The following is an 11040-nucleotide window of genomic DNA, read 5'->3' on the forward strand; positions in this document are numbered from 1 at the left end:
CCCTTGCCGACCCCGCCTCCACGCCCTCCGGTCACCGTCTCGCCTGGCTGGCCGAGGACGGCGACGGGAACCCGCTCGGCTCCGCGTACCTCCGCGTGTTCACCAAGGAGGGACAGGACCACCTCGCCGAGCTGCGGGTGAACGTGCACCCGGCGGAGCGCCGCCGCGGCGTCGGGTCGCGGCTGCTCGAGGAGGCGGTGACCTCCGCCCGCGGGCACGGCCGCCGTTCGGTGATCGCGTCGGCCGACGCGGGGACGCCCGGCGACCATTTCCTCGCCGCGAGCGGTTTCCGGAAGGTGCTCACGCTGACCTACGCCCGCCTGGCGCTCGACGGGCTCGACAGCGGTGCGCTGCGGGAGGTCGAGGCGGCCGCGGAACGGCCGAACCCCGGCTACCGCCTCACCTCGTGGCACGGCGCCGTCCCCGACGACCTGGCCGGGACCTTCGCCGACTCGCGCCGTGCGATGGACGACATGCCGATGGACGACACCGACTACGGCGTCGTGACCTGGGACGTGGAGCGGGTGCTGGCCGCCGCGCAGGCCGTCGCCGACCGCGGCGACCTGCTGACCACGGTGGCCGTCGTCGACGAGTCCGACGGGTCGATCGCCGGCTTCTCCGAACTCGTGGTGCCGGGCGACGGCAAGGGCGACGGGCAGCACTACGGCACCGGCGTCCTCCCGGAGCACCGGGGCCGTGGCCTCGGCCGGTGGATGAAGGCCGAGTCGATCCGCCTGGCACGCCGCGACCACCCCGAGCTCGCCGGCCTGGTCACCGACACGGCGGACAGCAACACGCACATGCGGCGGATCAACGACGCGCTCGGTTACGTCCCCACGCACAAGGCCCTGGAGTACCAGCTCGACCTGTGAGGCACGCTCGCGCGGGGCGGCGTCCTGGGCGTGCCCGCGGTGTGGGCCCGCCCGGGACGTCCGGCCGCGCGGCGCGCAGCGAACCGGTCAGGCGGGCCGGAAGTGACGCAATACAACGTTGTCACCACGTTGGCATGTACGCAACCTTGGACTGGGAGCGCTCCCGCGCGCTCTCCCCCACGACCGTCCCGCTCCCTCCGAGGAGGACCCCCATGACCCGTTCCGAGCTCGCCGGCCGATTACGCCGCGGCCCGCTCCTCGCCCTCTCCCTCGTCACCGCCGCGCTGTTCTCGCTGGTCCCCACGGGCGGCACCGCCTACGCCCACGGCTCGGTGGTCGACCCCGCGACCCGCAACTACGGCTGTTGGCTGCGCTGGGGAAGCGACTTCCAGAACCCGGCGATGCAGCAGCAGGACCCGATGTGCTGGCAGGCCTGGCAGGCCGACACCAACGCCATGTGGAACTGGAACGGCCTGTACCGCAACGGCTCCGCGGGCAACTTCCAGGCCGTCATCCCCAACGGCCAGCAGTGCAGCGGCGGCCGGACCGAGAGCGGCCGCTACAACGCCATGGACGCGGTCGGCAACTGGAAGGCCACGGACGTCGGTTCCAGCTTCACCCTCAAGCTGCACGACCAGGCCCGGCACGGCGCCGACTACATCCTCGTCTACGTCACCCGGCAGGGCTTCAACCCGCTCACCCAGCCGCTGACCTGGAACGACCTCCAACTGGTCACCCGTACCAGCCGCTACGCCCCCGGCTCGGACTACAACGTCCCGCTGAGCATCTCCGGGCGCAGCGGCCGTGCGGTGATCTACACCATCTGGCAGGCCTCGCACATGGACCAGACCTACTTCCTGTGCAGCGACGTCAACTTCAAGTAGTACAGCCGACCTCCTGAGATCCCCGCCGGGCGGCGCGCCCGGCGGGGATCGAACGCCCGCGGCTCGTCAGCGGAAGCTGGCGTAGGCGAAGAGCGTGAAGCCCAGCAGTACCGGGGCGGCCAGCCACCAGGAGCGGACCGCCGCGTAGACGCCGGCGAAGACGGTGAAGACCAGCGTCAGCACGCCGGCGATGCCTGCCAGCAGGCGCAGGGCGTCGGAGAGCGGCATCTTGTCGGCGACCTGGACGCTGGTGACGATGAACGCGATCACCGCGGCGAGCAGGCCCAGCGTTCCCAGTGACTCCGAGCGCAGCTTCGCCAGTTCGCCCTCCTCGCGCTGCCGGATGGCCTCGGCCACCGCGGTGAGCCGCTGGTCCATCTCCTGCTCCAGCCGCCGCGTCGTCTCGTGCAGGGACTGCCGGATGCGGCCGGTCTCCGCGCGGAGGCGGACGTCGGCGCGCAGCCGCTGGTACTCGATGACCCGGATGGCGTAGCCGTTCAGGCTGGAGTCCTCGAGCTCCATGGCCCGCTGGATCGCGGCCTCGGCCTCCTCGTAGCGGCCCAGCAGGGCGCACAGCTGGCCCTTGACCGCACGGAACCTCGGCCGCTCCGGGGCCGCCTCGATCGAGCGCTCCACCCGGGCCAGCGCCTGGGCCAGGTCCGCCGCGGGCACCTCGACGCCGGACCAGCCCGGTTCCGCCAGTGTGCGTGCGTGGTGGGCCACCAGGGGCTGGTTGTTGGGGTAGGCGTCCAGCGCCCGCGCGGCGAACTCGACCGAGCTCGGCAGGTCCGGTCCGCCGGGGTGCAGCAGGGCCATGTCGGAGTCGAGCACGGCCCGCATGGGCATGTCGTCGAAATGGCCGGCATGGCGCTCGTAGAGACGGCGGAAGCGGTCGGAGTCCAGCGACCTGCGGTGGCGGGCGAGCAGGACGTACAGCGCGTCGAAGCCGCGCTTGCGGTTGCCGGGGTCGGTGATCAGCGCCTCGAGGGCCGTCATCTCCTCCTCGGTCAGCCGGTCGCAGAGGGCGCCTGCCCGCGCGTGGTACTCCGACGAGGCATGCGGGGGCATGTCGTCGAGCGCCCCGGTGATGTCGGTGGAGAGCATGTCGTGGGTTCCTCCCGCCCCTGGCGCAGGACCGGCGGCCGACGTCCCCGCGCTGTTGCTTCCGTGCGGCCGCGACGCCCTCAGCAGATCTCCCCGGCTGAAGATCCACAAGCGGGCATCCGGACAAGGGCGTTGCACGGAGCAGGAGTTGACCCGGCGGGCGCCTGCCGCTCAGCCGGCGTCAGGGCCGGTCGCCCTTGACCTGCCCGCGCGGCGGGACGAGCGGGACGGAGCCTTCCATGTCCACGTCGGCGAACAGGTCCAGCATCCGGCCCAGCACCTTCAGGCAGGCGTCCACGTCCTCGTGGGTGAGGTCTCCGTCGACCTGGCGCAGCAGGGTGCGTTCGTGGGCGGTGACGGCGGCCACCGCCTCCGCCCCGGCGGGGGTGAGGGCGATCAGCGGGGAGCGCCGGTGCGCGGGGTTGGGCCGGCTCTCCGCGAAGCCGCGGGCGACCGCGTCGTTGACCATGCGCTGCACGAACTGGCGGCTGAGCGCCTGGGCGCGGCTCATCCTGGGGACGGTCAGCGGGCCGTGCCTGTCCAGGAGGTCGAGGACGGCGCGCACGCCGACGCTCACCCCGTCGACCGGGGTCTCCTGCTCCACCTTGCGGAACACCTTGTGGTACAGCGGGCCGACCAGGTCGAAGACCTCGGTCAGCCGGCGGGCCCGGGCGTCGGGGTCCATGGGGCCGGACATCGGCTGCTGCTCGTCGTTCACGTCGTCCACTCCTCGATTATGACACCCCGGTTGTCAATTCCGCGAAACAATGACACCTTGGTTGTCATGAAGACGTTCCTCAGTGACGACGGTCAGCTCGCCTACACCGAAGCAGGCCCCGACGACGACCCGTTGGTCGTCCTCCTGCACTCCGGCTTCGCCGACCACACCGTCTGGCGGTGGCAGGTCCCCGAGCTGGCCGGGCGCTTCCACGTGGTGGCGATGGACCTGCGGGGGCACGGCCGCTCGGCCAACGCGAGCCGTCCCTTCCGGGTGGCCGACGACGTGGCGGCGCTGATCCGTCACCTGGACGCCGGGCCGGCCGTGGTGGTGGGGGTGTCCATGGGCTCGGGCATCGCGGTGGAGACCGCGCTCGAACACCCGGAGCTCGTACGGGCGTTGGTGATCTCCGGCGGAGGGGTCATGCCGCTGCCGCCGGGCCACGACCCGAACGAGCCGCCGCCGATGCCGGCCTTCCCGCCCGACTGGCCGCTCTCCTCGATGCACCGCCACGACCCCGAGGCGGTGGAACTCCTCCGGAAGGCGCTGGCGGGCACGATGGCCAAGCACACGCCGGACGAGCCCAACCTGCTGGTGACGGTCCCCGACGTGCCCGCGCGCCTCGGGGAGCTGGCGAAGGTCCCCGTGCTGGCGCTGGACGGCGAGCACGACTCCCCCGGCTTCCTCGCCGCGACGGCGGCGGTGACCGGCGCGGTCGAGCGGGGCGAGAGCGTCCGCGTCCCCGAGGCGATGCACCTGCCCAACCTGGAGAACCCGCGGGCCTACAACCAGGCCCTGCTGGCCTTCCTCGACACCCTCTGAGCCACCTCGGCCCTCACCGGGGCCCGGAGGGCGTCGCCGGGCCCCGGTCAGGGCGTCGAGGCACCGGGGGTCGCTCGCACCATCACATCGGTTCGGCGAGGGACGCGCGCCATGCGGGCCGCGGTTCCGCCGGCGGAGCTCGCGCGGCGGTCCGGCAGGGCGCACCGGGTTGAGGAGCACGCCCGCTGGGCGGGACGGGGGCCCTTGGGGTGGTTGCCGGCGCATACACTCCCTGCCGGGAGGGGTGGACGTGGAGAGCGCACCAGGAGTCTTCCGCCTGGAGCGGGGCGTGACCGGGTTCGGCCACCGGAACGACCCGCCCCTGCCGAGCACCGACGCCAGGACATGCCGCACCGCCTGGTACGCAGCGGCGCGGGCCGCTCCGGATGGGCAGGTCCACGACTTCGTCGAGGTGCGGTACCCGCAGACGTTCCACAGCGCGACGATCAGCGATCGCAACGGCCTGCACGTGGCGCTGTTCCACGCGCACCACCCACTGATCGCCTTCGTCGGCGACCAGGTCTCCTGCTACACCGACGAGTTCCAGGACCCTCCCCCTTGGGCGTCCGTCCTCACGGACCTCGGTTTCGCCGTCCTGAGCGCGCGACAGCTTCTGTCACCGCTGACGGACGCGGACACCTCCGCCCTGTCCTCGGCGGAGTGGAGGGAGATCACGTACTGGCGGCCGGAGACGCTGGGCGCGACCCTGTTCAACTCGTGGGACTGACGGCTCCGCAGGGGCCGCCCCGGCCGCGGAACCGTCAGCCCTCGGCCGGGAGCGGGACCTCCCAGGTCAGCGTCGTGCCGCCCTCCGGCGGCGTGCCGATCCGCAGCGCGCCGCCGCGCTGTTCGGCGCGTTCGGTCATGTTGCGCAGACCGCTGCGCCGTCCGCCGGGGGCGAGGCCGACGCCGTTGTCGGTCACCGTGAGGCGGACCGTGCGGCCGTCGGTCTCGACGACCACGTCGACCCGGTCCGCGTGGGCGTGGCGGGCGACGTTGGTCAGGGCTTCGGAGAGGACCGCCACCAGGTCGTCGGCCGTGCGGGCGGGGACGACCGTGTCCACCAGGCCCTCCATCCGCACGCCCGGCGCGAAGCCGAGGACGGGGGCGGCCTCGCCCGCGACGCCCACCAGGCGCGAGCGCAGGCCGGCGGCGCCCTCGCCGGCCCGGGCGCGCAGTCCGAAGATGGTGGACCTGATGATCTTGATGGTCTGGTCGAGGTCGTCGACCGCCCGCAGCACCCGGTCCGCCGCGACCGGGTGCTCGATGAACCGCCCCGCGCTCTGCAGCGTCATCCCGGTGGCGAAGAGCCGCTGGATCGCCAGGTCGTGCAGGTCGCGGGCGATGCGGTCGCGGTCCTGGAGGACGGCCATCTGTTCCGCGTCGCGGCGGCGTTCGGCGAGCTCCATGGCGATCGCCGCCTGCGCCGCGAAGGCCTGCAGCTGCTCGGTCTCCTCGCCGGTGAAGGCCGATCCGCCCGCCTGACGGGCCAGCAGCACGACGCCGCGGACGCCCTGACCGCCGTCCCCGATGGGCACGGCGACGGCCGGGCCCCGGCCGGGCAGCAGCGAGACGTCGTCCGGAAGCCCTCCGCCGTCCGCCGGGCGGTCCGACCAGAAAGCCGGGGCGGCCGTCGAGAAGGAGCGGCCCAGCAGGCTCTCCCCCACCTTGAGGACCAGGCCGCCGAGCTCGTCCGCGCCCTCGCCGGTGGCCAGTTCCACCCGCAGGCAGCCCTCGTCGTCCAGCGGCACCGCGACCACGGCGCGGGCGGCGCCGGTGATCTCCCTGGCCCGGTCGGCCATCAGCCCGAGCACGTCGGAACGGCCGGTGCCGGACATCAGGCTGTGGGTGATCTCGGCGTTGGCCCGCAGCCAGCGCTCACGCAGTCGCGACTCCTCGTACAGGCGGGCGTTGTCGATGGCGACGCCGGCCGCGACGGCCAGCGTGTTCAGCACCGATTCGTCGTCCTCGTCGAACTGCGCCCCGCCCCGCTTCTCGGTCAGGTAGAGGTTGCCGAAGACCTGGTCGCGCACCCGGATCGGGACGCCCAGGAAGCTGTTCATCGGCGGGTGGTGGGGCGGGAAGCTGTACGAGGCGGGGTGTTCGGACAGCTTGGTGAGCCGCAGCGGCTCGGGGTGGCGGATGAGCTCGCCGAGGATGCCGTGCCCCTCCGGGAAGGGGCCGATCTCGGCGATCTGCTCGTCGCTCACGCCGATGGTGTGGAAGGCCGACAGGCGCCGTCCGTCGGGGCCGATCACGCCGAGCGCCGCGTACCGCGCGTCGACCAGCACGGCCGCGGCCTCCACGATGCCGTGCAGCGCCTGCTGCAGGTCGAGCTCCCTGCCCACCGACAGGACGGCCTCCAGGAGGCTGTGCACCCGGTCGCGGGTACCCCTGGCCGCGTCCAGCCGGGCTTGCACCTCGCCGAGCAGTTCGTCCAGCCTCAGCTGCGGCAGCCGCACCCGCGGCCCCGGGGATTCCTCAGCCACCGGTCGGCCCCCTCCACACTGTTTCTCCGACAACGGTCCGCGACCGTGAAGATTACGTGACGGTACGACAGTTGTGGGGCCGGGGGCAGGAAAGGACGTCACCCCCGCGCGGCACGCACGCGGGGGTGAAGGGACCCGGGTCGGACCCGGGACCGAACCTGTGACGGACCGTCGGGAGGACGGTGGGCCGCCGGTGGAGCGGGTGTCGGCGGGCGGCCGTCAGCGACCGGCCTGGAGGGCTCCCCAGGTGCCGGAGCCCACGATGCCGTCGACGGTCAGGCCCCGGCTCGTCTGGTAGTCGCGGACCGCCGTCGCCGTGCCCGAGCCGAAGGAGCCGTCGGCACTCACGGTCCGGCCGAGCGCCGCCGTCAGCGCGCGCTGCAGGCGTTGCACGTCGGCGCCCGAACTGCCTTGCTGGAGCACCGGCTTGGTCCCGGCGGAGAGCAGCGCCGTCCAGGTGCGGGCGCCCACCACGCCGTCGGAGGTGAGGCCCTTGGCGGTCTGGAAGGACTTCACGGCGGCGGTGGTGCCGGAGCCGAAGATGCCGTCGACCGTGCCGGCGTTGTGGCCCTGCTGGTTGAGCAGGTACTGGGCGGCGCGGACCAGGTCGCCGGTGGAGCCGGCGCTGATCGAGGTGTAGGCCGGGAAGCTGAGCTGGACCTGGCCGCCGGTGTTGGTGCCGCCGACCAGCTGCATGTAGTACGTCCAGTCCCAGTAGGGGCCGGGGTCGGTGTGGTCGTTGCCCGGCACCTCGACGTGGCCGACGATGTGCGCCCGGTCCTTGGGGATGCCGTACCGGGTGGCGAGGTGCTTGGTGAGGGCGGCCGACGAGCGGTACATGGCGTCGGTGAACCACTTGGGCTCGCTGATGTAGCCCTCGTGCTCGATGCCCACGCTGTAGGGGTTGCCGGACCGGGCGTGCCAGGCGGTGTCCTTCTCACGGACCGACTGGGTCACCTGGCCGTCCGAGGAGCGGATCGTGTAGTGCGCGCTCACGTCGGAGGACGGGTTCTGGTACCAGCTGATGGACCCCGCGTACGACCCCTGGGTGACGTGGACGACCACGTGGGTGATGGCGGAGGTGCGTCCCACCGTGTAGTTGGAGGCGTCGGCGGGCACCCACAGGGCGGACGCGTAGTCGGTGCTCTGGATGCCGAACTCGCCGGTCGTCGAGCGCTCCAGCTTCCCCCGGTCGGGCTCGACCGCCCGGGGGGTCACCGTCACCGTCTCGCCGGTCTCGGTGCGGGCGGTCAGCCCCTGGCCGAGGAAGTCGTAGACCGCGTCGGCGTAGAGCCGGGCGGCCCGGTCGTCCTTCGCGCCGCCGTAGGCGGCCACCGTCTCGTACCAGGCGGCCGCGTCCCGGCGGTCGGAGGCGCCGAGGCCGAGCTCGTCGGCGAGGGCCCGCAGCACGGCGGCGCCGCCGCGGATGTTCGCCGCGGTGTCCTCGCGCAGCCGCTCCCGGGTCAGTCCGGTGAGGCCGGCCGCCTGCTCGAGGGTGCGGTGGTCGGGGTTGCTGACCAGGTGCATCACGCCGTAGCCGTTGGCCTGGCTGGGCTCGCCGTCGTGGCCGTCCAGGCGGCTCTCGCCGTAGGCGACGGCCACCAGCAGGTCACGGGGCACCCCGTACTCGGCGGCCGACCGTGCGAAGGCGCGCGCCACCGACCCGGCCTCCGCCTCGGCGACGGCACCGCGGTCCGGGGCGGGGGCCGCGACGGCGGCGGGAGCGCTCGTCACCATCAGGGCGGCCGCCAGCACCGCTCCCAGTGCGGGCACGGCGGTACGTCTGAGGCGGGCCGTGCGCGTGCGGAGCGCCGTTCGTGTGCTCAAGGGTTCCTCCAGGTCGCCGGAGCGGCCGCGGGGGCGGCCGTGTCATGCGGGCGCCCCCACTCCAGCCGATCCGTCATGGACGCGTCAATAGCGTCTCGGTGTTTCGAGTCGCTCCGGCGAACCGGCTGACGGGACGTCGGCGGGGATCCGCTCCAGGACCCCGCCCGCGAAGACGTCGTACAACGGCAGCGTCTCGAGGTGGACGTAGCCGATGTGACAGTCGCAGGACGCGAGCGGGCAGGCACGGGGGCGCAGAGCCCTACGGAACGAATCGTCGTACAGGTTGCCCAGTTCCGCACGGACGAAGTGGCAGCGGCGGACCGTTCCGTCGCCGTCCACCGAGATCACCGACTCCCCCGTCCGGCAGGGCAGGCCCGCGCTGCGGTGCGGATGCCGGCTGTACGGGAACAGCGGATCCAGCGCGGTCCACGGGTCGGCCTCCTCGTCCGTGTAGGTGTGCCCCTCGGCCGCGTTGACCCACAGGTACACCCGTTCGGGCAGATCGGCGCGGAGTCGCCGGGCGTGCTCCAGATGCTCCGGCAGGCCCACCACGCCCACGCTGAAGCGCACCCCGCGCGCGGTCAGGTCGTGGGTCTTGGCGAGGAAGCGGTCGTAGGGGGTCTGGCCGGGGTGGTAGGTGCACCACAGGGCGACGGTGTCGGGGTCGGCCTCGGACAGCCAGTCCGTGCGGCAGCTGAGGTTGGTCTGGACGGCGACGCGGCGCACGTGCGGCAGCCGGGACAGCCGGACCACGGCGCGCCGGTACCAGGAGCGCACCAGGCCCTCGCCCCACGGGGTGAACAGGACCGAGAGCGTGTCGCCGTTCCTGGCGGGCCTGGCCTCCGCCCAGTCGGTGAAGCGTTCCAGGGCCGCCCGGTCGGCGCGCAGCTGCGCGGGGGTGTCGCGCCGCTTGGCGAAGGGGCAGTAGGGGCAGTCGTAGTCGCAGGAGGCGAGCGGCCCCCGGTACAGCAGCGTCAGATCCATCGCCGGTCGCTCACTTCAGGTCGTAGGCGGCCATGGCGGCGCGGACCGCCGGCGAGAACAGTTCGGGGCCGAGCGCGTCGGAGTGGGCCAGGCCCTCCTCGGAGAGCCTCAGCAGCCCGGCGGGCGCGGCCCCGTCCAGCCAGCCGCGGGCGGAGAAGCGGGCCAGCTCCCCGGGGAAGTGCTCCTCGGGTCCCGCCCCGAACCGGGCGCGGTAGTCGGCCTCGTCCATGCCGTCGGCCTGCAGCATCGACTGGAGCAGGTGGCGGCGCCTGGCCTCGTCGGCGTCGATCTCCCGGCCGTACTCGGCGTACCCGAAGTCCTCGGCGGGGCGCGTGGTCCAGTCGTCGACGATGGCGCGGATCTCGCGCATGTCGACGGCGTAGTCGAACGAGTAGTGCAGGGCCCTGGTGTAGGAGCGGGCCCCGCAGCCCAGTCCGATCATGCCGTCGGTCTGGCAGGCGTAGTCCTCCTCGCCGGTCGCGGGAGCGTCGGCGCGGCGGAACATGCGCATGGACCGCTGCTCGTAGCCGCGCTCGCGCAGGTGGTCACGGCCCAGGCGGTAGAGCGCCAGTCGCTGCCGGTCCCAGGCGGCGTCCGCGTCGGCGCCGAGCCGGCCGAGGCCGGTCAGCGGGCGGACGTAGAGCGGGTAGAGGTAGATCTCCTCCGGGTGCCAGGCGAGCGCCGCGTCCAGCGACTCGCGCCAGGTCCGCTCGGTCTGTCCGTCGATGCCGTAGATCAGGTCGATGTTCAGGACGGGTATCTGGGCATCCCGGATCCGCCCGAGGGCGGCCTCCACGTCGGCGCGGCGCTGCGGGCGGACGGCGGCTCGCGCCTCGGAGTCGACGAAGCTCTGGACGCCCAGGCTGAGCCGGGTGGCGCCGCGCTCCGCGAGGACGGCGAGCCGGTCGGCGGTGGCGGTCGCCGGCGAGGCCTCCACCGAGAGCGGGACGGCGCGCAGGTCCACGCCGGTGCGCCGCTCGGCGATGTCGCAGAGCCGCTCCAGCTCGGCGGCGGTCAGGAAGGTGGGGGTGCCGCCGCCGAACGCGGCGGTGGCGAACCGCACCGGCTGGTCGCCCAGGGCCTCGCGCACGGCGGAGGCCTGCCGGTCCATGGCGTCCAGGTAGGCGGCGGTCAGCCCTTCGGGCGCGCCGATCCGGGTGAACAGGTTGCAGAAGCCGCAGCGGACCTCGCAGAACGGGATGTGCAGGTACAGCGAGAGCGCGTCCTTGGGCTCGCCGGCCCACAGGTCCCGCAGCGCGGGCCGCGGGTCCAGGCGCCGGTAGGCCGTCTTGTGGGGATAGGCGTACACGTACTGGCTGTACGGGCGCGGAGCCGAGGGC

The 11040-nt window shown here is 73.3% G+C and carries 10 protein-coding genes; 4 read left to right on the forward strand and 6 right to left on the reverse strand.

The window, feature by feature from the left end; translation table 11 throughout:
- Together ACOV8S_RS27235 and ACOV8S_RS27240 are read left to right on the forward strand one after the other, a co-directional pair.
- Positions 1-872: N-acetyltransferase family protein (locus tag ACOV8S_RS27235; protein WP_448321053.1), on the forward strand; the 872-nt coding region annotated here is incomplete at its 5' end.
- 212 nt (positions 873-1084) lie between these two features.
- Positions 1085-1756 carry a lytic polysaccharide monooxygenase auxiliary activity family 9 protein gene (locus ACOV8S_RS27240; RefSeq protein ID WP_448321054.1) on the forward strand — a complete coding sequence of 224 codons (672 nt, stop codon included), beginning with the start codon at positions 1085-1087 and terminating at the stop codon, positions 1754-1756.
- A 66-nt stretch (positions 1757-1822) separates the two neighbouring features.
- Here the strand turns inward: ACOV8S_RS27240 and ACOV8S_RS27245 are convergent, their stop codons facing one another.
- A complete protein-coding gene (locus ACOV8S_RS27245; protein ID WP_448321056.1) occupies positions 1823-2860 on the reverse strand; it encodes a hypothetical protein in 1038 nt (345 codons plus the stop codon).
- Positions 2861-3041: 181 nt separating this feature from the next.
- Positions 3042-3557, reverse strand: coding sequence for a MarR family winged helix-turn-helix transcriptional regulator (locus tag ACOV8S_RS27250; protein WP_448321330.1), 516 nt, complete (start codon positions 3555-3557; stop codon positions 3042-3044).
- An 87-nt stretch (positions 3558-3644) separates the two neighbouring features.
- Between ACOV8S_RS27250 and ACOV8S_RS27255 the strand changes: the two genes are divergently transcribed.
- On the forward strand, positions 3645-4400 hold the full coding sequence (locus ACOV8S_RS27255) for an alpha/beta fold hydrolase (protein ID WP_448321058.1): 756 nt from the start codon (positions 3645-3647) through the stop codon (positions 4398-4400).
- A gap of 250 nt (positions 4401-4650) precedes the next feature.
- Positions 4651-5127 (forward strand): hypothetical protein, encoded by a 477-nt coding sequence (locus tag ACOV8S_RS27260; protein ID WP_448321060.1) that lies wholly within the window; start codon positions 4651-4653, stop codon positions 5125-5127.
- A 34-nt stretch (positions 5128-5161) separates the two neighbouring features.
- Here the strand turns inward: ACOV8S_RS27260 and ACOV8S_RS27265 are convergent, their stop codons facing one another.
- The 4 genes from ACOV8S_RS27265 to ACOV8S_RS27280 form a co-directional block, all read right to left on the reverse strand.
- Positions 5162-6889 (reverse strand): GAF domain-containing sensor histidine kinase, encoded by a 1728-nt coding sequence (locus ACOV8S_RS27265; RefSeq protein WP_448321062.1) that lies wholly within the window; start codon positions 6887-6889, stop codon positions 5162-5164.
- 219 nt (positions 6890-7108) lie between these two features.
- Positions 7109-8626 (reverse strand): peptidoglycan-binding protein, encoded by a 1518-nt coding sequence (locus ACOV8S_RS27270; protein ID WP_448321332.1) that lies wholly within the window; start codon positions 8624-8626, stop codon positions 7109-7111.
- A 174-nt stretch (positions 8627-8800) separates the two neighbouring features.
- Positions 8801-9700, reverse strand: coding sequence for an STM4011 family radical SAM protein (locus ACOV8S_RS27275; protein ID WP_448321064.1), 900 nt, complete (start codon positions 9698-9700; stop codon positions 8801-8803).
- 10 nt (positions 9701-9710) lie between these two features.
- A partial coding sequence (locus tag ACOV8S_RS27280) for an STM4012 family radical SAM protein (protein WP_448321066.1) occupies positions 9711-11040 on the reverse strand: 1330 nt, incomplete at its 5' end.

This window comes from Streptomyces sp. CO7 (genome assembly GCF_053474865.1).

Bases quoted from the DNA above. Each gene is read 5' to 3' on its own strand.
- ACOV8S_RS27240 (WP_448321054.1), top strand. From the start codon at position 1,085: ATGACCCGTTCCGAGCTCGCCGGCCGATTACGCCGCGGCCCGCTCCTC.
- ACOV8S_RS27245 (WP_448321056.1), bottom strand. From the start codon at position 2,860: ATGCTCTCCACCGACATCACCGGGGCGCTCGACGACATGCCCCCGCAT.
- ACOV8S_RS27250 (WP_448321330.1), bottom strand. From the start codon at position 3,557: ATGTCCGGCCCCATGGACCCCGACGCCCGGGCCCGCCGGCTGACCGAG.
- ACOV8S_RS27255 (WP_448321058.1), top strand. From the start codon at position 3,645: ATGAAGACGTTCCTCAGTGACGACGGTCAGCTCGCCTACACCGAAGCA.
- ACOV8S_RS27270 (WP_448321332.1), bottom strand. From the start codon at position 8,626: ATGGTGACGAGCGCTCCCGCCGCCGTCGCGGCCCCCGCCCCGGACCGC.
- ACOV8S_RS27275 (WP_448321064.1), bottom strand. From the start codon at position 9,700: ATGGATCTGACGCTGCTGTACCGGGGGCCGCTCGCCTCCTGCGACTAC.